Origin of the sequence: 'Nostoc azollae' 0708 (assembly GCF_000196515.1) — a bacterium.
GTDB classification, from domain to species: domain Bacteria; phylum Cyanobacteriota; class Cyanobacteriia; order Cyanobacteriales; family Nostocaceae; genus Trichormus_B; species Trichormus_B azollae.
The window spans coordinates 946221-968758 of the sequence record NC_014248.1 but is presented as its reverse complement, the minus strand read 5'-3'; the positions used below and the strand labels follow the sequence as shown (position 1 = coordinate 968758).

The following is a 22538-nucleotide window of genomic DNA, read 5'->3' as shown; positions in this document are numbered from 1 at the left end:
AGGTAGCTATTAAACAGTAAAAAAAGCTCACTGTCTAACCAAGCGCGTAAACCAAAAAAGGAAAAACACAGTTATGGGATTATTTGATCGTCTTAAAAGAGTTGTTGGTGCTAACGTTAACGATTTAATAAATAAAGCAGAAGATCCAGAAAAAATGCTGGAACAAGCTATCTTGGAAATGCAGGAAGACTTGGTTCAGCTGCGTCAGGGGGTTGCCCAAGCGATCGCAGCCCAAAAACGCACGGAAAAACAGTACAATGATGCCCAAAATGAAATCAATAAATGGGATCGCAATGCCAGACTAGCTCTGCAAAAGGGTGATGAAAACTTAGCACGTCAAGCATTAGAGCGCAAGAAAAGTTTTACAGACACCTCTACATCTCTGAAAACTAGCCTAGATCAGCAAACTATTCAGGTAGATACTCTTAAGAAGAATTTAATCCAGCTAGAGAGCAAAATTTCTGAAGCCAAAACCAAGAAAGAAATGCTCAAAGCGCGGATTACTGCCGCTAAAGCTCAAGAGCAACTGGGATCAATGGTAGTTAGCATGAATAGCAGCAGTGCTATGGCAGCTTTTGAGCGGATGGAAGAAAAGGTATTAATGCAAGAAGCCCGCGCTCAGTCTACCGCAGAATTAGTAGGTGCAGATTTAGAAACCCAATTTGCTCAGTTGGAATCTGGTAGTGATGTAGATGATGAATTGGCAGCATTGAAAGCAAGTATGCTACCACCAGCACCTGCTCCTCAAGGACAATTACCCCCTTCTCAAGCAACCACTGCTAAACCTACTGAACCTATAGATTCTGATTTAGAAGCACTGAAGAGACAATTAGATCAAATGTAACCTTTGCAGAGAAAAAACTTTAAACAATCCCACGCCTCTTGGTTGTGGGATTTTGCTTCCTTAGTAGTTGGTAATTGGTAATTGGTGATTGGTCATGCAAAAAAACTGATAACTGATAACTGATAACTGATAACTGATAACTGATAACTGATAACTGATAACTGATAACTGATAACTGACTATCGACCGTCAGATTAAGATAAAGTAATTTCTGTGTCAACTTTGAACGATGCCACCTAATGGAGACTTTAATGAGTAAGGGTGTAATCACTATCACTGATGCTGACTTTGAAACTGAAGTTTTAAAAGCCGAGCAGCCTGTATTAGTTTACTTTTGGGCTTCCTGGTGTGGTCCTTGTCAATTGATGTCGCCAATGATTAATTTGGCTGCTGCTAAATACAGCGATCGCCTGAAAATTGTGAAAATGGAAATTGACCCTAATCCCCTAACTGTGAAGCAGTATCAGGTGGAAGGTGTCCCCGCTCTCAGGTTGATGAAAGGAGAACAAATATTAGAATCTACTGAGGGAGTTATTAGTAAAGATAAATTTCTCAGCCTTTTGGATCAGCATTTGGATAATAATTAGTCGATAGTCAGTTCTAGGGGTTTAGCATTGCTAAACCCTGACTGTCAGAGCGATAACCGATAACCAATGACTAAAATGCAATTTGCAAAGCGTTTACAACCCCTACAATCTAATGTGTTTGCTGATATGGACAGGGCTAAGGCTGTGGCTGTGGCTGCTGGACGGGAATTAATTGATTTGTCTCTGGGGTCTTCTGATTTACCAGTACAGAATCATGTAATTGAAGCGATCGCAAAATCTCTTGATGACCCTAGCACTCACGGTTATTTGTTGTTCCGAGGAACTCAAGAATTTCGCTATGCTGCTGCTCAATGGTATGAGCAAAAATTTGGTATTAAAGTTGATCCAGAAACAGAAGTTTTACCGCTGATTGGTTCTCAGGAAGGAACAGCCCATTTACCTTTAGCAATCCTCAATCCTGGAGATTTTGCCCTGTTATTAGACCCTGGCTATCCTTCCCATGCAGGAGGAGTATATTTAGCCAGTGGACAAATTTATCCTATGCCATTACAGGCAGAAAATAATTTTTTACCCGTTTTGACTGATATTCCCGCTTCAGTTTTATCTCAGTCAAAGATGATGGTATTAAGCTATCCCCATAATCCTACCAGTGCGCTCGCTCCTTTATCGTTCTTCCAAGAAGCTGTAGCTTTTTGTCAAAAGCACAACATTGTTCTAGTCCATGATTTCCCCTACGTAGATTTAGTTTTCACAGAAGACGAAACCCTCAGTCCTCAGTCCCTCGTTCCCTCAATTCTGCAAGCTGACGCAGAAAAAAGCGTTTCCATCGAATTTTTTACTTTGTCCAAGTCTTACAATATGGGTGGTTTCCGCATTGGTTATGCGATCGGTAATGCAGAATTAATTCAAGCTTTAAGGCAAGTAAAAGCTGCCGTTGATTTTAATCAATATTTGGGAATATTAAATGGTGCGATCACCGCACTCACAGGAAATCAATACGGTGTAAAAGCGGCGGTTAATACCTTCCGGCAACGTCGTGATGCTTTCATCAACGCCTTACACCACATTGGTTGGCAAGTCCCCACACCACAAGCCACAATGTACATTTGGGCAAAATTACTTAATAATTGGAGTAATAATTCCATTGAATTTTGCACCGATTTAGTCAAACAAACTGGTGTAGCAGCTTCCCCTGGTGCCGGTTTTGGTAAAGCTGGGGAAGGCTATGTGCGTTTTGCATTGGTGCAGGAGCCAAAAATTTTAGAAATTGCGGTAGAAAGAATCGCTAAATTTATAAATCACGTATAAGCTGCACATTTAAAACTTACAGTCCATACATCATGCCATTTTTCTAGAAAAACAGTAATTTTACCGAGACAAATCGGCATCATAGTTTTACAGCTACAAATTCTGGGTTAGTTGCCAGCGATGATGGTATGTCCCATAGTGAGCATGGATGGTGTGGTGTACCTCCAACCAAAGTACCCAAACCTTCTGTGATGCTGGGCGTATTTGGTGTTGATGGTATTGTAGCTGCACAACGCAAGTTGAAAAAAGTATCGGGTTAAGATTCACATTTCAACATCATAAATCTAGAAAGTAGGGGTTTAGCACTGCTAAACCTTTTTGTTGGTTATAGATATTGCCGACTAATTTCCCAGAAATATTTCTTAAAATAAAGTTGGGGTGGTGTACATTTGTAATATTACTTAGATTCAGCCGTGACAATATCTTCATCAAGACTACCACTAGTTAAAAATCCCGAAAGATTGGAAAACCGTCTTTCAGAAATTCCCCCAGAAGCCGGGGTTTATTTGATGCGAGATGGGTGCGATTGCATAATATATATAGGTAAATCTCGCAAATTGCGCTCGCGTGTCCGTTCCTATTTCCGTGACTCCACTAGCAAGACGGAACGCATGAACACAATGGTTAAATTGGTGACAGAAATTGAATTTATAGTCACCGATACCGAAACAGAAGCATTAGCACTAGAAGCCAACTTAATCAAACAGCACCAGCCATATTTTAATGTTTTACTTAAAGATGATAAAAAATATCCTTATCTGTGCATTACTTGGTCAGAACAATATCCGCGCATTTTTATCACTCGCAAGCGTCAACTAGGAAAACCAAAAGATAAATATTACGGTCCATATACAGATTCTAGTTTGCTGAGGGAAATATTGCATCTATGTAAGCGAATTTTTCCTCTCAGACAAAGACCACAACCTTTATTTAAAGACCGTCCTTGTTTAAATTATGATATTGGTCGCTGTCCTGGTGTTTGTCAAAAGTTAATTTCAGTGGAAGAATACCAGAAAATTTCTCAAAAAATAGCAATGGTATTTCAAGGCAGAACTCAGGAATTAATTGAGATTTTAACAGAACAAATGCAAGCCGCATCCGAAGAATTAAACTTTGAAACTGCGGCCAAAGTTCGTGATCAAATTGCTGGTTTAAAATCTTTAACTGCACAGCAAAAGGTATCCTTACCTGATGATACTGTATCACAAGATGCCATAGCTTTAGCAGCAGATGATCAACATGCCCATATTCAATTATTCCAAATTCGAGCAGGTCAGTTAGTAGCACGTTTAGCTTTTATCGCTAACTCTGATGCTGAACCTGGAGCTATTTTACAACGAGTTTTAGAAGAACATTACCAAACTGCGGAAAATGTAGAAATTCCGACTGAGATTTCAGTCCAGCATGAGTTACCAGACGGGGATATTTTGGCGGATGTTTTGACGGAACGCAAGGGGAAAAAAGTAACAATTGTTGCACCTAAACGTCAAACTAAAGCAGAATTAATAGAAATGGTGGAACGTAATGCCCAATATGAGTTACAAAGAATGCAAAAATTGGGCAATGCTAACCAACAAGCACTCCAAGATTTAGCAGACATTTTGGATTTATCGGAGTTACCGCACAGGATTGAAGGTTATGATATTTCCCATATTCAAGGTACTAATGTGGTAGCTTCTCAAGTAGTTTTTATTGATGGTTTACCAGCTAAACAATATTACCGTCACTACAAAATTAAAGATCCTGATATTACTATCGGACATTCTGATGATTTTGCCAGTTTAGGTGAAGTGATTCAAAGACGGTTTAGAAAATATAGAGAAAATCCCCAATTGTCACGGGTGGATAATTCTGATTGGCCTGATTTAGTAATGATTGATGGTGGTAAAGGTCAACTATCATCTGTGGTGACAATTTTAGCAGAAATGGATTTATTAGCAGATTTGCAAGTTGTGAGTTTAGCAAAGAAGCGAGAGGAAATATTTTTACCGGGAGAATCTAAACCTTTGGAAACAAAAGCTGAACAACCAGGAGTACAGTTATTACGAAGGTTACGAGATGAAGCACATAGGTTTGCTGTGTGTTTTCATCGTCAACAAAGAAGTGATAAATTAACGCGCTCGCGTTTAGATGAAATTCCCGGTTTAGGACAACATCGCCAAAAATTACTCTTAGCTCATTTTCGCTCGATTGATTATATCCGTCAAGCTACATCGCAACAATTAGAAGAAGTTCAGGGAATAGGAATGAAGTTAGCAAAAGACATTTATGATTATTTTCATCCAAGTTGATGAACAATTGTGTAATGATTCAGGTCTAAGGTAGAGGGATTAAAGAAGGTGTATGGAAAATGGAAAGCAGAGTGAACCATGGCTTTGATAGGTTGGTCAAAAAACTCAATTAGAGAAAGTGCTTGACGACGACAAGTTTGTATAACCGTTAATAAATTGGCAGGATGTTGGAATAGCTCCAGAGAAAGAGAACCACCAGAGACTTTTCCTTGTATCAGTGCTAAACCTAACCTTGGTTTAGCTAAATTATGATCAAGGTCTATTGCCTAAGGAAGGTAAAAGTTTACCAGGTTCCCCTGGGGCTTGATCAATGAATGAATGGAAGATTCAACTTTTGGTTGAAACTAGGATGGGCAAGTCAAGAATTCATGAAGGTTTTGGGTTTGTTGGAATAAAGGGTAGTTTTTAAAACCTTCATCTTAAAACCTTCATCTATGAGGTCGATGAATTTTGTGCCAATTTTTTGGTGATTGAAGCCAGGAATCTTGATTAGTGTCTTGAAGTGACGGGGTAGGGTAGATGTGCCTGACATTTCTATTGAGCTGTGACCGCATAACCGTTATAGGCAGTAAAGTCATCAGAACTGATTACACCAGAGTAACTTGAACCCACAATGGATTCTAATTCGCCAGGACAAGGAGTATCAGACCCATGAAATCAAGGGAAGTCACTATTGGCGAAAATCCATAACTATTGTTTCACCCCTTTGAGTACCCAGGGTGTTTCATCCCCAAGGATATGAGGCTGGGTTTGTTTTATCCACTGTTTGAGGCTATGAATACTTTGAGCCACTGGACCATCTATTCCTTCATTGGTACCTACTAATGTTCCCAGTCCAATTTCTATTGGACCCAGTTCCCACAACAAGAAATATTCTTTTTCATAGGGTCAATGGCCCTAGTTATTGATCCATCCTAAAAAAGCTTGTCCTGTGATTCCTATATCTTGTCCCGGTACTATCTCTGGTGACCAGTGTGCACTTTGTGTTTCCCCACACACACTGCATGCAAATCCACTTCCATTGGCCTGTCCAGCAACTCCCCTAGTTGTTGTGTTTGGATTTTTATTAGTTCGCCAAACAATTGCCCCTGACCTCACCATCCACACATTTGCCCTCCCACTATCTCAAATCTATTCTATCTACTCCACCAAACACCTTTCTCCTTTTTCCCCTATGCCCTGGTTGTCCTCTTGGTTTCCGTTTTGGTGTCTGGTTTTCTTCTGGTTTCTCTTCTTGTTTGTTCTCGGTTTCTTTGAGGATGTCTCCCAAGGGTGGTTTGGATCATGTTATGGTCTCTAAATCTCTACTGACTTTGAGTTTCTCTATTTCTTTTTCCAGTTCTACTACTCTATTTGTTAAGTTCTCTATACTTTTCCCCTGGTCAATAATGATTTCTACCAGTTGCTGTGTTCCCAACTGCTTCAATATATCTCTGTCTAGTTTTGGTGGCAGCTTCTTTTCCATAACTGCTATATTCTGCCTCACCTATCACACTTATCAATACCCCACCAGCTCAATCCTTACCAGGAAAGTTTATCTACACTTTATTAATCCATCATTAATTTACCTAAAATTTGATTCCACTTTTGTTTGTGAATTTTTTTTACAATTGAGTCGTTATTCTTAGCATTTAAGGCTTGATTCTGAAATTAACGAAATGCCTGTAAAGCTTGATTTACAAGGCAATTTACGCACTTTAATTAAGTTTCTGCATAATTACGTACAGAAGAACCTAAATTATCTGTGAAGCTTGATTATTTGAGATTGTCTCTTATTACTATCAGCAAAAACTTGTTCTTTTATTTGATTAGCAAGTTCATGCATCACTGGTATAGATAGAGAGTTACCTATTTGTTCATAACATTCTGCTAAATTACTGTGGGTTTTGAAATGATCAGGAAAACCCATAATTCTATAACACTCCCGCAGCGTTAATTTACGAACTACATTTTCTTCTGGGATGTAAATAAAAAACCTACCTGAAGTTTCTTGAGAAGGTATTCTTGGATCTACCCCTTCTATAGAAGGGATTCTATTACGCTGATGATGAACTCTTGATAAATGTTCTGTGTTTGGTCTAACACCTGTTTTCCAGATACTTTTATTACGATATCCTACAAAAATCAACCCAGATGGTTGTTGTTTTGGATTATCTATCATTCTGTATTCTTGGGGATTTCAATATTCAAATTTGCCAGACTTACATACAAACTCTCTTAGTGTAGGAAATTGAGAAGTTGTCTTGAGAATTCTAAAATCGAATTTTCGCTCTTTAGTAGCAACAAAGACTACTCTTTCTCTATTTTGTGGCAAACCAAAATCCTTAGAGTTGAGTATCTCATAGTTAACTACATATCCTATATCTTTCAAAGAATATATTCAAAGAATATAATATTACTTCTAATGTTCTACCTTTATAATGGTGTAATATATGTTTAAAATTTTCTAAAATAACTACAGGAGGTTGTATATATTCAGTAATTTCACATATTTTATATGAAAAGATAAAGTTTTTCTTAATTACCTATCCCTCACGGAAGCCGCAGGCATAATTACGAATTACCTCTTACTTGTTCGCAGTTGTCCACAAGCTGCATCAGCTTCTAAACCGCGAGAATATCTCACACTAACTGTAATATTTTGTTGTTGAAGAACATTAACAAAAGCTTGTATTCTGTCGCGGTTTGGTCTTTTATAATCCACTTCTTCGATCGGGTTGTAAGGAATTAAATTCACATGACTTTGAAACCCGCGCAGACGTTTTGATAGTTCTAAAGCCTGTTCTGGTAAGTCGTTTACCCCAGCGAGGAGTATATATTCAAAAGTTACTCTGCGTCCGGTAATTTCTACATATTCTCGACATTCATTCAGTAAATCTTCAATTGGGTATGGTTTTGCACTGGGGATAAGTTGTTCTCGTAGTGCTTGGTTAGGTGCATGAAGACTGACTGCGAGGGTAATTTGCAAATGATGTTGTGCTAGTTGATGGATCCGATCACGTATCCCTACAGTAGAAATAGTAAGCGATCGCTGTCCTATTCCCACATCTTCATTTAAAGCCTTCAATGCCAAAATCACATTTTCTGTATTCAACAACGGTTCACCCAACCCCATAAAAACCACATTACTAACCCGTTGCTGAAAATCTTCCTGTACAGTCAATACCTGATCAACAATTTCTCCACGGCTAAGATTACGTTTATATCCTCCCTTTCCCGTCGCGCAGAAATCACAAGCCATTGGACAACCAACCTGGGTAGAAACACAGACAGTTAGCCGTTTGTGACTGGGAATACCAACAGTTTCAATAATTTCCCCATCTGCCAATTTTAGAAGATATTTTACCGTGTCATCAGGAGCAACAGCACGATAATGTAAAGAAGAACGGCCTATGGGGACATCGGCAACTTTTTCACGCCAACTTTTAGGAAATACGGAAATATCTCCGAGCGATCGCACACCTTTATCATATATCCAATCATGCAATTGCTTACCCCGATAAGCAGGTTGTCCCTGCTCTTGTACCCAAGCAGTTAACTCCACCACGGAAGCACCGAGGAGAGGACCAATAAGTTCAGATTTTCCGAAGTTTGGGGAATTTACTTGAGATACCAGAGGTGTAGCAGACATAAAAAAAAAAAAAATTATTAGTTGATCCTGGATCTCTATCCTACACCCACCATCTCAACTTGTCTTGGTTTCCTGGGTCAAATTAATAGGAATCTCAATTACAAACTCTTTTCCCTGCTTAGGTTCAGATATTGGCACGGTTGATTGCAATTTGCTGTAGTGATGATTAGTGATGAGTTGAACGAAACAAATGACTATGTTGAGGATGGTATAAACGAGAGCGTCCTGTTGTCGGTAGGAGTGCAGGACTGATTATATAAAGTGTAGTGCGTAGGAATTGTTCATCATGGGTACAATTGGCCATTTGTTCCAGAGGAACAACGCGGATTTTCTCATCAGGCCATCCGATGCGAAAACAAATTGCTACTTGGGTATGTGCTGGATAATGTTCTAGTAGTCTGGCTTGGGCATCGCTGACGTGACGTGCACTCAAATACAAGCATAGACTAGCTTGATGTGCGGCTAAATTAGCCAATTCTTCCTGAGCAGGAACTTCAGTTCTTCCACTGATACGAGTGAGTATGATAGTTTGCACCAAACTAGGGACAGTTAACTCTACTTTGAGTTTAGCAGCAGCAGCTTGAAAGGCACTAATACCAGGAATAACTTCAAAAGGGATATCAGCCTCTGCTAAAAGCTCCATTTGCTCATGGATAGCACTGTAAAGACTAGGATCACCCGAATGAAGACGAACAACAGATTTGTGCGATCGCACTTTTCCAATCATCATCGATAAAATCTCTTCTAAAGTCTTATTCGCTGTTTTAATAATCTCCGCATCTGGCCGACAGATATCTAAAATATGTTCTGGGATTAAAGAATCAGCAAATAAAATCACATCAGCACTAGCTAGCAGTTTCTGAGCCTTAACAGTTAATAAATCTGGATCTCCTGGGCCTGCTCCCACAATGTACACAGATGATTCCAAGGGAGAAATCAAACCTGCATTGGTCACATCATTCGTACATTCACTCATAGACACCTAAACAAAAAGTCCACAAAAAACTTTTTAGCATTTCTGTCAATACCCTTCCGGATTAACTCCCTTTGCCTAGTAGATAGATATGGTAGATGCACCCTGGTTAAGCCCTGGAGAACACTCTGGGGCATTTTTTATTTTTGGTCATTAGTCATTAGGAAAATTACTTCCCAATCCCCATCTCCCTCATCTTTCCCAATCCCTAGTCCCCAGTCCGCATCATCCCATCACCTTTAGACGGGGAAACCACATCAGGTAAAGGACGTTTGAGAAAATAAAGCCAGGTTAAACCAGCCAATCCTAAAGTAATTCCCGTTAAACTGACTATTTGCGCCATTCTGAGTGGACCGAGCATTAAACTGTCTGTGCGTAAGCCTTCAATCCAAAATCGTCCCAAGCTGTAGGCTACCCAGTACACAAGAAATAATGTCCCTACCTTGAGCCTTGGCTTGCCAGATAGAGCGCGAAAAAATAAAGTTAGCAGCAAGGCAAACACCATTAAATTCCACAGAGACTCATATAGAAAGGTGGGATGGAAATATTCAAAATTAACCAAATTAGGAGGACGACGTTCTGGGGGAATATATAACTTCCAGGGTAAACTTGCAGGCCCACCGAAAGCTTCAGAATTAAAGAAATTTCCCCAACGTCCGATCGCTTGCCCTAAAATCAGCGAAGGAGCTACCAAATCTGCTAATTGCCAAAAAGATATCTTTTTGAGTTTAGCAAAGATTAATGCCGCTATTACACCACCAATAATTGCACCATGAATAGCGATACCTCCTTGCCAAATAGCAATGATCCTGTCTGGATGCTGGGAGTATTCTGACCACTGAAATAAAACGTAATATAGCCTAGCTGCGGGAATAGCGCCAATTACCAGCCAAATTGACAAATCGCTGATTAATTCAGGATTAACGTGACGACGCTTTGCCAGGTACTGGGAAATGGTAACGCCAATTAACACGGCTGAGGCAATTAACAAGCCATACCAGCGGATAATTATTGGCCCGATTTTTACCAAAATCGGGCCTGGAGAAGTAAATTGAAACCCCAAGGGCAAAGCCGAAAAATCCAGTGCCATGCAAAATTACCTAAAAGATTTGATTGACTACCCACGCAGTCTGCGCTGTTAATTACGGGTTAATTAAAATGGTAGGTCCTACCCACCGTACAAATCATAAGCTGGGTGGAATTCAAAATTCAAAATTCAATAGGAGTTCAGGAGGAAGACGAATATGGAATACATTATTCTCCCCATCACCCCTGCCCGTTTGTGTCGTTATAATTACCTAAAGCAGTTTGACGTATGTAAATGATTGCTATTTATCCTGGGAGCTTTGACCCGATCACATTGGGTCATCTTGATATCATTCAACGTGGTAGTCGGCTGTTTGATGGTGTGGTAGTGGCTGTACTGCGAAATCCTAACAAAAAGCCACTGTTTACAGTGCAACAACGGTTAGAGCAAATTCGTCTAGCTACAAAACATTTACCTAATGTGGAAGCAGATAGTTTTGATGGTTTAACTGTTAATTATGCCCAAATGCGACAAGCGCAAGTTTTATTGCGTGGTTTAAGAGCAGTTTCCGACTTTGAAATCGAGTTACAAATGGCTCACACTAATAAAACACTTTCTACTCAAATCGAGACAGTTTTTCTGGCGACCTCGAATGAGTATAGTTTTTTAAGTAGTAGTGTGGTAAAAGAGATTGCAAAGTTTGGTGGCTCTGTCAATCATCTTGTTCCTCCACATATTGCCATAGATATATACAAATGCTACAACCAAAAATCCCCAGCCCTGAATCCAAGCACAACGGACACAATCCCCCACCTCAAGAGTTTCCCAACGGACAAGGAGGTGTAGATATTCAGCAAGAACTCAACCAACTAGAGGATATGGTTCTTTCTAGTTTACGAATTCCCCTGACTGGACGAACGCTGATAGATGAAGAAAAGCTGCTAGAACAGCTTGATTTTGTTCGTCTTTCTTTACCATCGGTGTTTCAGAATGCAGCAGAACTCCTCCAACAAAAGGAGCTAATCATGCTGGAAGCTGAGGAATATGGGCAGCAGGTTGTGGAAGCAGCACAAGCTAAAAGAGCACAAATTTTGGCTGATAGCGATATTATCAGACAGACTGAACGGGAAGCAGAACAAATACGCCGCAAGGTGCAGCAAGAGTGTGATGCGATGATGCAGGATACTCTGGCAGAAATTGAGCAAAAACGACGTGCTTGTATGCAAGAATTGGAGGAAATGCGCCAAAGTGCGATCGCACAAGCTCAAGAAATTGAAGATGGTGCTGATCAATATGCTGATAATGTCCTGGAAAATATCGAACAGGATCTTCAGGAAATGTTACGAATTATTACCAATGGACGTTTACAACTGCGGGGAGATATACCAAAACAAAAGAATTCACCTAATGCCAAAAAGAGATGATAATATCAATTCAAAATTCAAAATCCTTCTTTCAGAAGAGCTACGCTAACAAAATAGTGGTTCCAGCAGGCTGCGAACAAAATTTAAAATGAACCCGTAAGAATGCCCCCCATTGATGTTATCCGTGCATGATGACTGGAAAACTAAACATCTAAAATCTAAAATTTGAAATTCAAAACTTAATACCGATTAGAACTGTCAGGAAAATTAACTTGGTGTCAGAAAAATGGTAGAAGGGAATTTTGAGGGTGTACCAAAAGGAAAAATCCACTAAATTAACTATAAATTAACTATATTCAAGAATATCCACATCGTAGAAAACAAATACTGGGAATAATTAACTATCAGTTTCAAGACTTGTTAGCCCAAGGTGAAATGTAGCATAGAGAACTTCAATGTGACATAGAAAGTAAAAACATAGGTATAAATCAGAAAGGAGCAGGGGGGAAAGGGAAACTAGAGATAAAAGAAGAGTTATGTCTATGCTTGTTCTATTGGAGGCAAATGCCAACATTTGAGGTTTTAGGTTTGCACTTCGGTATATGGAAAACGGAAGCAAAGGACACATTTCATTACTGGCTAGAGATATTACGAAATGTTTTCCCTCCTAGTCTCCTTGAATAGGTAGAAAAACATGATAGTGATTATGCCATGGCGACTCAGAAAAAAAGGCAGGAAACAAAGAGTTTTCCACCAAGGGTATTTTTGTTGAACAGGTCATTAGACTTGTAAAAATATTCCGGGTACCTCAACAAAGATTTCCCCTGAATTCCCCAATTTAGTCACAAGTAATTCTTACTATTTGTGGTTTAGTCACATTAGGAACTGGTTCATGAGTTTTGCCCATTTCATAAATGTTATGGATATGAGATCAGTTATGAATTAGTCATCAACATCTCCATGGATAGGAACTATCAGTTACTATTCCCAACCCTGATTCTTTCCTTGGCTCTTTCGTAATCTTAACACTATGGACAGCCAGACACAGACTCCTTTGTAAATTTCCGGACCTGTCTACTTTACATAACTGACAGCTGATCGTCATCTATCCCCAATTCCTAATTCAATTCATTCCAACTGGAGATTTAATTGTTGCTGGTTGCCTTGATGAGACACATTTCTTCGATTCATTCCAGCATCCAATAGTCAGCCTAACTTCTGGTACAACTGCTGATAAATAACATCCAGCCACACGGGAATCACAGGTTTACCTTCATCCCAAAATGTGATCGCTCCGCTCGCCGTAGGCATCGCTACCTTGGCAACTTCTTTGCTAACTGCTGATAAATAACATCTAACCACAAGGGAATCACAGGCTTACCTTCATCTAGAGATGCGATCACTCTTTTCCTATCAAATTCTACCAAAGAAAGTGAATCATCCTGTGATAACAACAACATAAACCGCTTCCCCTTACCGGAAATAAAAAACTCCGGTTCTTGTTCCTTCAGTTGTTTCAGAGTTTCACAGGCAATATCAAAGCTAATCCCCGTAGACAGCCAATATACCATAGCTGCCAACTCCACCAAATTAGACCTGGAGTAATAAATACTGCCTCCCGTTCCCGTATCACTAATTACAGGTACAACAATCCCCTTCTCTCGCCAATACTGAATCTGGCGAAGGGTACAACCTGTCAATTGAGCCGCTTCCTTACTTGTGAAAAAAGTTTCTTGCATAAAAAACTATTTTACAGAAAGCGGCTACCATACATATATGGTACTATTATATATATATCTACTGAGTATAAGACAAATTACCGTTCAGTGTCGTCTACTAGCCAGTGAATCTACCCGTCAACAGCTATGGCAGTTGATGGCAGAGAAAAACACACCATTAATTAACGAGTTACTGATGCAAATTGGTAAACATCCAGAAATTGAAACATAGCGACAAAAAGGTAAACATCCCACAGGTATTGTTAAAGAACTGTGCGAACGTTGGAAAAGTGATCCGCGCTTCATGGGACAACCTGCAAGGTTTTACACCAGCACCACAGCATCAGTGAACTATATTTATAAATCCTGGGTTACCCTGATAAAGCGTTATCAATCCCAATTGGATGGTAAATTGCGCTGGTTAGAAATGCTCAATAGTGATGCTGAATGAGTAGAACAAAGTGGAGTTTCTTTAGATGCTCTTCGTGCTAAATATGCTGAAATCTTGGCTCAATTTGCACCACAAGAAACTAACGGAGATACACCCACTAAAGGTAGAAAGTCTAAAAAGGGGAAAAAATCTCAAAACCTACATAGCGAAATAAATTTATCAAAATACTTATTTGATACCTACAACAATACAGAAGATCATATAACTCGTTGTGCTATTAGTTATTTACTTAAAACTAGCTGTAAAATTAACGACAAACAAGGAAAACCTGAAAAATTTGGTCAACGTCGCCGTAAATTAGAAATCCAAATTCAACGCCTCACAGAAAAACTAGCAGCTAGAATACCCAAAGGACGGGATTTAACCGATACTCAATAGATAGAAACCCTGATTACTGGTACTCAGACTGTTCCATAAAATGAACCCGAGGCGAAATTATGGCAAAACTATCTTTTAAGAAAATCCAGTCAAGTGCCTTTTCCAGTAGCTTACGAAACCAATGAAGATATGACTTGGCTGAAAAATCAATTCGGGCGCATCTGTGTAAAATTTAATGGTTTAAGTGAGCATACATTTCAAATTTATTGTGATTTTCGACAACTCCACTGGTTTCAACGCTTCCTAGAAGACCAAGAAACCAAGAGAAGTAGTAAAAATCAACATTCTAGTGCCTTATTTACCTTAGGAACTGGTCGTATAGCTTGGCAAGAAGGAGAAGGTAACGGAGAACCCTGGAATGTTCATCATGTAATCCTTAGATACTCGTATATAGACACAGGAAGGAACAAATTTAGTGAGGGAAGAGAAATGAGAATAAATCGCCAAAATTATCACCCAGACTAAAGCTAAAGGTGAGTTAAATGATAAACAACAAGCTCATCTCAAACGTAAAAACTCCTCTCCAGCTAGAATCAATAGTCCCTTTCCTCGTCCTAATCAACCTTTGTATAAATAAATGACAATCTCATATTCTAGTTAGTATGAGTTTGGGTTTACAAAACCCTGCCACAATTGCAGTTGTAGATGGTACTACGGGCAATGTTTTGACATATCACAATATCAAACAACTACTTGGTGAAAATTACAAATTACTCAACAGACAGGAACAAGAAAAATACCTGTTATCCCACCAACGCCATATAGCTCAAAGAATGGCTGTACCAAATGACTTTGGAGATTCAGAGTTAGGGGAATCTATAGGTAAATTACTAGCAAAAGAAATTATTGCGATCGCCCAAACATACAAAGCTGGCAGCATTGTTCTACCAAAATTAGGCGATATGCGAGAGCAAATTCAGGCTTAAATTTAACCCAAAGCCGAACAAAAATCAGATATAATTGAAGTTCAACAAAAGTATGCCAAGCAAGATGGAAATAGTAGACCTATTGCAAAATTGTTTCTGTGGTATGATAGAGGGTTTTAGATTTTATGTATTTTTGGTGTTCTTTACGATCGCTAATTTAAATATAACCCTGTAACTCTAACTTTTGGCTAGAACAAAGACAAATCACTATTATAGCATAAAATTAATTCTGCAAGAGGTCTAGTAGTGTTGATCAATGGAGCTACGGTAGATTAATTGCCAATATTCAAAGTCAGGCAAATAAAGCAGGAATCCCTATAGAGGAGGGAAAACAACCAACTCGAGCGAGTCCACAGGAGAAAGCCAAAGAATTAGCGATAAACGCCTATCAATCCCGAAAAGCCTGATTGAAAAAACACCGAACCTTGATAATAGAATAGGAATTAACAATAGCGCCGCAGTTCATTATTTGTTATAAACCTCTGTCCTGTGATAAATGCAGGTTAGGTTGACTGTTGTGAGACAGTCGTGCTTTCTGACCCTGGTAGCTGCCCACCTGATTCCTGTTTACTGGGAACAGGAATCAGGTGCGTCCCCAGTAATAGATGTGCGGGTTTAGCGCAGTGGTGGCTACCGAATCACCTCCCAGTAAGGAGGAATCCACCTTAATTATTTATTTTTGGCAAACCATTAAGTGAGGTCTATTTCTCTGGGGGTTTGCCAAAAGTCTAAATCCTTTGTCTAGTCTGTATTTTAGATGTTGAGATGCTTTGATAATCCTCCCTTAAAAGGGAAATTGAGAGCAAATTTACGACATTCGCCAAAATTGCTTTTAGAAGTGTCTCTGCATAAGGGTTTAGTCGGGCGTAGTTTCAACACCCCTCCCGGAGTGGGGCGTGTTGAAAGCTGGCATAATATTTTTCCATTGTGTTTCAAAGCCTAATGAATTAAAATTGTGTTTTAAAATTAAGGTGGGTTGAAAGGAGTTCTGTGATCGGACACAGTATCAGATGTGTATACTACGTTGAGCAGAAATTTAAGGACAATTAATCTGTCAACACTAGTTGAAAGAAAAAAATAAGTCAAAGTGACAATTAATTTGGCAACGCAGGCAGCATTTTGGCAATACGGACATTAATTTTTCAATGCGGTCAAATAATTAATTTGGCACTCGACATTTTCAATGGAGAATAGGAGATTTGAACCCCTGACCTCTGCGGTGTGATCGCAGCACTCTACCAACTGCTAAACCCTTATATTTAAAGGTTTCCTGGCTGTCTTAATGATGCCTTTAGGACATCACTAGGACAAATGAGAGAAATCAAGCCAGTTAACAATAATGGCTCTATTCAGCTTAAGTTTAGTTTTGGCGGTAAGAGATACAGTTTTAACCCAGTCCCAGGCGGTCACTATGATGATAAAAGGGACATGGCAACAGCTAAGGCGATCGCTACACAGATACAGAATGATATCTTAGCTGGACACTTTGACCCTACCTTAAATCGCTACAGGTTAGAACCCAAAGCAGCCACTAAGGCACAGCCTAAGACCTTACTAGAACTCTGGGATGCTTGGGTAGACTACCTAGACCTTCCGCCAGCTACTCAAGCCAATCATCACAAATGGTTTAGACGGATGATAGCCAAAGCTAACCCAGGATTAAGCAATACTAACTGGTTAACTCACTCCAATATTTCACCTAGAACCTACAAATAACGCTTTAGCCTGATTATGGCTTGTGGTAAATGGGCAGTGGGTAAGGGCTGGCTAGAGGTTAACCCCTATGAGGGTCTGAAACCCAAGAAAGACAATCCCAAGGAAATCAAGCCATTTACCCAGGAAGAAATAAGAGCAATACTAGCTGGCTTTGATGAAGTAGCCCCGCACTATAGCCCCTTTGTGAGATTCTTAATGGCTACTGGTGTTAGGACATCTGAGGCGATCGGGTTACTGTGGGGTCATGTAGACTTCCAAAGGTCAGAAATAGTAATCAAGGAAAGCTTACCTAAAGACCTAACGGGTAATGGCTACCGCAGAGTTAGGAAGGAAACTAAAACAGGTAATATCAGGTATTTACCAATGTCCTTAGAGTTACAGGCACTCTTATTATTTCTTAGACCAGCCAAGGTTAACCCCGATAGCCTAGTTTTCACTACCCCTCAAGGCTGTGTTATAGATGCTGATAACTTTAGGTGTAGGCAATGGGCTAAGGTGCTTAAAGCTCAGAGCATACCATATAGGAAGCCTTACACCACTAGACACACAATGGCTAGTCATGCCATAGAGCAAGGTGTACCTATGACTGGTGTAGCTTACTTGTTAGGGCATACTGACACATCAATGGTAACTAAACACTACGGTCACATGGTTAATAGACCCACCTTACCTGCCATACCCATAGGCTAAAATACAACCATCGAATATCCGTAACACTCTTGGAAAATCCAAGAGTGTTTGTTTGTAGGGTATATCAAGAAAATACACAAAGCTTGTGCGTTCTTTAAGTTACATACTAAATAACCTAATATCACAATTATAGTCAATGACTGCATTGACTATAATGAATGTATCGACTTAAAAGGCTAAATGAAAAATATCACGGTAAGGCTAACAGATGAGGAGTACCAACGGCTACTTAAAGCCCAGTTGGATTACAGCCAGTCAGTTGGTCAGCAGGTATCCCTCAATACCTACATAAAGACAAAAATACTACCCGCAGAGTAACACTCTGAGATTTCGGATAAGTCTTAAGACTTACCGAGATACCGTAAATAATAAGCGCTCTCTGAGTACCAATCAGTAAAGCGCTAGGAATCCCTTAGTAACGTGAAAACCAAAGCAAACTTCATCATGTCTTAATAATACCACAGTTGATTCAGGCGTAAAATTAGCGGCTACAAACCGCCTTGATATCCCCGTTCAAGATTTCTATCTGAAGAAAATAGTTAAAGCCATGAACTTGGCTGGCATCCCTTGGGACGGTACTGTAAATCAGATTGATATCTTTTGTCTTAAAGATTCTCGCCGTGAGTGGAGACGACTGAACCCAAATAATAGAACTAAAAACGTAGTTTATATCCGCTATATCTACTAACAGCAATAACGCAGCCCTGAGCATAAGAAAGCACTAGAGGCGATCGCTCAGGACTTACTCGGAAGTTCTAACGTTAGCCTACTCATGAGAAACATAGCAGAGGGTAGGTTAACCGTTACTGGTCAAATGAATCCCGTAGTAGTGCTGAGGCATGATCTACTAGCACTAAAGCTACAACTAGAGGAGACTATCAAGAATAGTAATGCAGTCTTAGGGGTTTGACGGGTTCAATAAATCGACGCATACAAGACCGAAACCATTATATAGTAAGCCTTTGACTGGTTCAAACTCACGCTTTATAAATCACCAGAGGTTAATATGACTGAAGCATACAAGGCTAAGAGGCAGGTTATTCAAGTAGCTGGTAAAGAAGTAGAAGTATTTCAAATACCTAACGGTGAGTTTCCGTACAGTATTACATCAGTTGCGTCTTTGATAGGTAAAGGGAAAACAGACGCTTTCTACTTATTTGACTCCAAAGCGGCTAAAACTTTAATGGGTGAGGGTTATACACGTACAAGTGACACGTACAAGGTTGAGAGAACTAGAGTCTCTGCAATAACTGACTTAGAGGCTAATGCTTACATTACCTGGAAGGCTCAAAGAGGAGATAAGGAAGCGATCACCCTGTTAGGTGCTGGCTTCATTGAGATGCTTCACCGTCGAGCTTGTAATGCTTTCGAGGTTAAGGTCGTGGAAGATGCCCACGAAGAACGTACACGGTTAAACTTTGAACGCATACAAGATGCGATCGCTTGCCAAGTGGCGATAGAACAGCATAGAGCTAACCCAGGTTTGTACACGTCAGCCAAAGCCAAGCTAGACGCTACATTAGGGGCAATGTCACATGAGGAATACGAAGAGTATTGTAGGCAAGAAACAGCCAGAAGACAAGCAAGAAACGAACAGCTACACCAAAAAGCTATCGAAGCTTGGGACAGCCACATCAATAATCCTAGCTATCTGTAGGATGCTAGATGGTATTTGGGAGGGTTTAAACCTTCCCAGCGCCCATAAAGACTCATCAAGATTTCTCTTTACGCTTCCTAGTTAGATTATGCTCCTTACAAAGTAATCTTAATACTGCGTGTGGTTGATGATATTTCTGCCAAGCTTCCCCATACGCACTATCAGATTCTCGAAATCTTTTAGTGTATATTGTTCCTACAGCTTCCTCAAACTCTGTAGGTATGTCATCTTGTTCTTGCTCAAAAGAACTCACAAGTTCTTTAAATGATGGGTGTTGATGATCAACCTGTATATCTTTATTAGAAGTGCAACCTGGATGATCGCAACTCTGACTAGACTTTCTATGCACAAACCGATAATCGGTAATCTGCTGTTGAACCGCTTCCCTGTAAGCAGATTCCCTCCGTTTTTCTATTAATCTAGTCATATCAGATTTGCATTTTTCATAACTAAAATCATCATCTTCTGGGTTGTTTTCTCTAACAACCCAAAGACAGTTATAGTCTGTACGCTGACCTGACGGTCTAACTTCAATCTGCTTTACCCCTGCACCTATTTTATTATCAGCATCAGGGTGTAATAGTAATAAATCAAATGCTACGGCTAACTCTTGCCCTTCTAAAACTCTTTCACCCTTCTCAAGTATTGATCTAATATATTCATCACGTTCTGTTAGGGTTTTAAAGTAAATACCGCCAAGTTCTGAGGGTTTTGCTACCATAATCATCAGGTTAACTCCATAACCGTTAGATTACCCAGGTAGCTATAACGGGTTAGCATACTTGGTCAATCAAGACTACGACTAGAGGTTGGAAATAATAGAGTGATGTGCCAGATAATACTGCATCTTATGTAAGTATTCTTCTTAGTGATGCTCTGAGTACTATAGAAAATAGCCTGAGCCTGATAATCTAACGCACCCGAATGGGCATCTACTTGTCTTTGTAGCTGGTCAACTTTGACGGATAGTTGCTCTATTAGCCGTCTTAGCTCGGCTACCTCATTAACTCTACCCGCTACCCAGTCCTTCAGAACTTCACGAGCCATAGGCGCTATCTGGACACCTCGACTCTCAGCGATCGCCTCAAGCTCATCGTAGGTGTCCATGTCTAGCCGGATCATGATCTGTTTACTTTTGTTAGCTATAGTACCCGTTATGGGTCTTACTGTACCTATGACCAGCCTACACCACTGACTAAGATTGAACTACTTCCCACATTTCCCTAGTCTCGTCTGTAGGTTGCCATTTTAGCTCGTCTGGATCTCTCTTAGCAGTCGATTGGGATGCTTTAGTAGGCTTGATATTAGCTAAGGTGTCTGATAAGGCTCTCTTAAGATTGTCTCTACCCTCATCATTCTTAGCGGGGGTAGACAGTGATATATGTTCAGGGAATAGCCTATCTACTAAAGCATCCCTAGTTAATACTAATGGCTTCTCTTCAGTAGCACACACACCTTGGTATACCTGTTTGATATGTAAAGCTTCTGATTGGTTTACCAGTAGATAATCCCCTGCTTCCCTAACTAATGCGCTAATCGGTGTCCTGGTTTTCTCAGCCTCAGCCTCTAACCACTGGTAAGTTTCTAAATCAAACCGAATACCCGCTTGTTTAAGTTTAGCCATCCCTAAATGCCTCGACTTTAACCTCACTTTGTCAACTCAAAGTTGACCAAATCCCTATAAAACAGGGACTATTGATGGCTCGGATTATTAAAAATGGCAGAATAACCAAGTTTGACCCATTGAAATATCCTAGAGGTCAAAGAGGGCGTTTCGCAGATAAACCGGATGAGCCTAGTGTAACTGGTAGGCGTTCTAGCAAGACTGGAGGAGTAGCCAAAACAGATGTTAGAGGGTTAACTCAGAAACAGCAAGCGAGACTTGAGATATACCGATCGCTGACCCCTGAACAACGTAGACGGTTACAGCTTCTAGCCTCACTCAACCCAGAACAAAGGAAAAGGCTACAGGAGGTTATTGCAGGGAAGCAAAAGAAGGCTTTAGAGGTTAACCAGGAACAACCCCAAGTTACTAAACCCGTAACTACTCAGGCTCTACAAGGTAAGCCAGATAAGCCAAAGAAAGCTAAACGATCTACCCCTAGCGATCGCCTGTCTGCTAACCCAGATCACTTAACCATCAAGGGTAATAAGTTGGTCATGTGGGAAGGCAAGCCAGAACTTGGTAAGGCTCAAGGGGGCTTTAACACTAGGACAGTTAAAAACTTTGAGTACGCGGTAGAGGTTAACGGGCAACGTGTTGTACTCAACCGTCAGACTAAGATGCACGAGTATCTTGGTGATCGTATTTATGGGATGCCATCACTTAACACTAGATTGGCTAGTATGACCCCTACACAGTTAGCCGATGGGTTAGCTAAGTATATGACTAGGGTAGACGCTAAGGATACTACTGTGCCTGATTGGTTGCCTACGTTTCACGGCAAGGTAGATAAAAGCCTACTAAAAAACGGCTATGGCAAGATGCAACAACACCATATTCACCAGTGGGCTAGGATACCCTTAGAGAACATTGTTAAAGATTATGAGTCCGGCAAGATAAGCTTAGATGAGGCTAAGGCACGAACTAAAGCGATCCTAAGCAGGGAGTCTAAGAAGACTAAATCCGGCAAGCTTGTAGAAGATTGGGTATTAACCCCAGCCGATAAAGATCAACGGGCATTTGTGGTACTACCTGGGGGTTTACATGATATCTCTAACAAACCGATGTAGTATGCCAATCACCCTAAAGGGATTGATGTAGATGCCTCAGACTTCAAACTAAGATCATATAGATTACCTCAGTATGGTGACTCAGGTAGAGACTCGCACTCTAACGTATTTAGACCAGGGTCATGCTTAGAAATATACCGTAGAGAATCCTATGTACTACTAGGGGAACTCAACAGGCGAATAAGTAGAGGTGAGTTGTCACCTCAAGAGGCTCAAACCATCTTCATGCAAGGTTTAGCCAAGGTAGACAAGGCTAATCAATATAGGTCAAAATATAGTAATA

The 22538-nt window shown here is 40.1% G+C and carries 27 protein-coding genes and 1 pseudogene; 17 read left to right on the top strand and 11 right to left on the bottom strand.

Annotated elements, in window-relative coordinates:
• The first annotated feature begins 73 nt into the window (after positions 1-73).
• From AAZO_RS04435 to uvrC, 5 genes are all read left to right on the top strand, one after another.
• On the top strand, positions 74-844 hold the full coding sequence (locus AAZO_RS04435; protein WP_013190333.1) for a PspA/IM30 family protein: 771 nt from the start codon (positions 74-76) through the stop codon (positions 842-844).
• 251 nt (positions 845-1095) lie between these two features.
• Complete coding sequence (locus AAZO_RS04430) at positions 1096-1431, top strand: thioredoxin family protein (RefSeq protein ID WP_013190332.1); 336 nt, start codon at positions 1096-1098, stop codon at positions 1429-1431.
• A gap of 66 nt (positions 1432-1497) precedes the next feature.
• Positions 1498-2700 (top strand): LL-diaminopimelate aminotransferase, encoded by a 1203-nt coding sequence (locus tag AAZO_RS04425; RefSeq protein WP_013190331.1) that lies wholly within the window; start codon positions 1498-1500, stop codon positions 2698-2700.
• A gap of 128 nt (positions 2701-2828) precedes the next feature.
• Positions 2829-2960, top strand: a complete 132-nt coding sequence (locus AAZO_RS40915; RefSeq protein WP_013190330.1) for a hypothetical protein — start codon at positions 2829-2831, stop codon at positions 2958-2960.
• Between the two features lie 153 nt (positions 2961-3113).
• Positions 3114-4991 carry an excinuclease ABC subunit UvrC gene (uvrC, locus tag AAZO_RS04420; protein ID WP_013190329.1) on the top strand — a complete coding sequence of 626 codons (1878 nt, stop codon included), beginning with the start codon at positions 3114-3116 and terminating at the stop codon, positions 4989-4991.
• Here the strand turns inward: uvrC and AAZO_RS43340 are convergent.
• The 7 genes and pseudogenes from AAZO_RS43340 to lgt all read right to left on the bottom strand — a co-directional run bounded on the left by AAZO_RS43340 (position 4979) and on the right by lgt (position 10685).
• Positions 4979-6456 (bottom strand): annotated as a pseudogene (locus AAZO_RS43340) (IS66 family transposase). The gene uvrC and the pseudogene AAZO_RS43340 overlap by 13 nt on opposite strands.
• Before the next feature lie 273 nt (positions 6457-6729).
• Entirely contained in the window at positions 6730-7152 is a 423-nt protein-coding gene (locus AAZO_RS36860) for a DNA cytosine methyltransferase (RefSeq protein ID WP_228371504.1), read from the bottom strand.
• An 18-nt stretch (positions 7153-7170) separates the two neighbouring features.
• Positions 7171-7362 (bottom strand): DNA cytosine methyltransferase, encoded by a 192-nt coding sequence (locus AAZO_RS40910; RefSeq protein WP_266888203.1) that lies wholly within the window; start codon positions 7360-7362, stop codon positions 7171-7173.
• A complete protein-coding gene (locus AAZO_RS40905; protein WP_266889325.1) occupies positions 7337-7444 on the bottom strand; it encodes a hypothetical protein in 108 nt (35 codons plus the stop codon). The genes AAZO_RS40910 and AAZO_RS40905 overlap by 26 nt, the downstream gene beginning before the upstream one ends.
• A gap of 107 nt (positions 7445-7551) precedes the next feature.
• Positions 7552-8622 carry a dual-specificity RNA methyltransferase RlmN gene (rlmN, locus tag AAZO_RS04400; protein WP_013190328.1) on the bottom strand — a complete coding sequence of 357 codons (1071 nt, stop codon included), beginning with the start codon at positions 8620-8622 and terminating at the stop codon, positions 7552-7554.
• A 166-nt stretch (positions 8623-8788) separates the two neighbouring features.
• Positions 8789-9598 (bottom strand): precorrin-4 C(11)-methyltransferase, encoded by an 810-nt coding sequence (cobM, locus tag AAZO_RS04395; protein ID WP_013190327.1) that lies wholly within the window; start codon positions 9596-9598, stop codon positions 8789-8791.
• A 205-nt stretch (positions 9599-9803) separates the two neighbouring features.
• A complete protein-coding gene (lgt, locus tag AAZO_RS04390) occupies positions 9804-10685 on the bottom strand; it encodes a prolipoprotein diacylglyceryl transferase (protein WP_013190326.1) in 882 nt (293 codons plus the stop codon).
• A 231-nt stretch (positions 10686-10916) separates the two neighbouring features.
• Here lgt and coaD point away from each other — a divergent pair, with 231 nt between their 5' ends.
• From coaD to AAZO_RS43335, 3 genes are all read left to right on the top strand, one after another.
• Positions 10917-11468 carry a pantetheine-phosphate adenylyltransferase gene (gene coaD / locus AAZO_RS04385; protein WP_013190325.1) on the top strand — a complete coding sequence of 184 codons (552 nt, stop codon included), beginning with the start codon at positions 10917-10919 and terminating at the stop codon, positions 11466-11468.
• The gene (locus AAZO_RS04380; RefSeq protein WP_049790546.1) at positions 11378-12046 is read left to right on the top strand and encodes an ATP synthase subunit B family protein; all 669 of its coding nucleotides are present in this window, start codon (positions 11378-11380) and stop codon (positions 12044-12046) included. The genes coaD and AAZO_RS04380 overlap by 91 nt, the downstream gene beginning before the upstream one ends.
• Positions 12047-12448: 402 nt before the next feature.
• Positions 12449-12670 carry a helix-turn-helix domain-containing protein gene (locus AAZO_RS43335; protein ID WP_420807057.1) on the top strand — a complete coding sequence of 74 codons (222 nt, stop codon included), beginning with the start codon at positions 12449-12451 and terminating at the stop codon, positions 12668-12670.
• Positions 12671-13299: 629 nt separating this feature from the next.
• Here AAZO_RS43335 and AAZO_RS04375 read toward each other — a convergent pair.
• Complete coding sequence (locus AAZO_RS04375) at positions 13300-13725, bottom strand: MerR family transcriptional regulator (protein WP_013190323.1); 426 nt, start codon at positions 13723-13725, stop codon at positions 13300-13302.
• Positions 13726-13762: 37 nt separating this feature from the next.
• Here AAZO_RS04375 and AAZO_RS36845 point away from each other — a divergent pair, with 37 nt between their 5' ends.
• The 8 genes from AAZO_RS36845 to AAZO_RS04355 all read left to right on the top strand — a co-directional run bounded on the left by AAZO_RS36845 (position 13763) and on the right by AAZO_RS04355 (position 19522).
• Positions 13763-13936, top strand: a complete 174-nt coding sequence (locus AAZO_RS36845; RefSeq protein ID WP_187289594.1) for a hypothetical protein — start codon at positions 13763-13765, stop codon at positions 13934-13936.
• Between the two features lie 72 nt (positions 13937-14008).
• Positions 14009-14155 (top strand): hypothetical protein, encoded by a 147-nt coding sequence (locus AAZO_RS36840; protein WP_187289593.1) that lies wholly within the window; start codon positions 14009-14011, stop codon positions 14153-14155.
• 54 nt (positions 14156-14209) lie between these two features.
• On the top strand, positions 14210-14533 hold the full coding sequence (locus AAZO_RS36835) for a hypothetical protein (protein WP_081462693.1): 324 nt from the start codon (positions 14210-14212) through the stop codon (positions 14531-14533).
• A gap of 93 nt (positions 14534-14626) precedes the next feature.
• Positions 14627-14998 carry a type V CRISPR-associated protein Cas12k gene (gene cas12k, locus AAZO_RS36830; protein ID WP_081462692.1) on the top strand — a complete coding sequence of 124 codons (372 nt, stop codon included), beginning with the start codon at positions 14627-14629 and terminating at the stop codon, positions 14996-14998.
• 137 nt (positions 14999-15135) lie between these two features.
• Entirely contained in the window at positions 15136-15459 is a 324-nt protein-coding gene (locus tag AAZO_RS36825) for a hypothetical protein (protein WP_081462691.1), read from the top strand.
• A 1428-nt stretch (positions 15460-16887) separates the two neighbouring features.
• Complete coding sequence (locus tag AAZO_RS36820) at positions 16888-17175, top strand: hypothetical protein (protein ID WP_338027035.1); 288 nt, start codon at positions 16888-16890, stop codon at positions 17173-17175.
• A 15-nt stretch (positions 17176-17190) separates the two neighbouring features.
• The gene (locus AAZO_RS36815) at positions 17191-17865 is read left to right on the top strand and encodes a site-specific integrase (protein WP_228371502.1); all 675 of its coding nucleotides are present in this window, start codon (positions 17191-17193) and stop codon (positions 17863-17865) included.
• Positions 17866-18871: 1006 nt separating this feature from the next.
• Positions 18872-19522: a hypothetical protein gene (locus AAZO_RS04355; RefSeq protein ID WP_013190320.1), complete on the top strand. Its 651-nt coding sequence runs from the start codon at positions 18872-18874 to the stop codon at positions 19520-19522.
• Positions 19523-19577: 55 nt separating this feature from the next.
• Here the strand turns inward: AAZO_RS04355 and AAZO_RS04350 are convergent, their stop codons facing one another.
• The 3 genes from AAZO_RS04350 to AAZO_RS04340 all read right to left on the bottom strand — a co-directional run bounded on the left by AAZO_RS04350 (position 19578) and on the right by AAZO_RS04340 (position 21173).
• A complete protein-coding gene (locus tag AAZO_RS04350) occupies positions 19578-20249 on the bottom strand; it encodes a DCL family protein (protein ID WP_013190319.1) in 672 nt (223 codons plus the stop codon).
• Positions 20250-20308: 59 nt separating this feature from the next.
• Positions 20309-20644 carry a hypothetical protein gene (locus tag AAZO_RS04345; protein ID WP_013190318.1) on the bottom strand — a complete coding sequence of 112 codons (336 nt, stop codon included), beginning with the start codon at positions 20642-20644 and terminating at the stop codon, positions 20309-20311.
• 73 nt (positions 20645-20717) lie between these two features.
• Positions 20718-21173, bottom strand: a complete 456-nt coding sequence (locus AAZO_RS04340; RefSeq protein ID WP_144031235.1) for a hypothetical protein — start codon at positions 21171-21173, stop codon at positions 20718-20720.
• Between the two features lie 47 nt (positions 21174-21220).
• Here AAZO_RS04340 and AAZO_RS04335 point away from each other — a divergent pair, with 47 nt between their 5' ends.
• On the top strand, positions 21221-22255 hold the full coding sequence (locus AAZO_RS04335) for a hypothetical protein (RefSeq protein WP_013190317.1): 1035 nt from the start codon (positions 21221-21223) through the stop codon (positions 22253-22255).
• Positions 22256-22538: the final 283 nt, after the last annotated feature.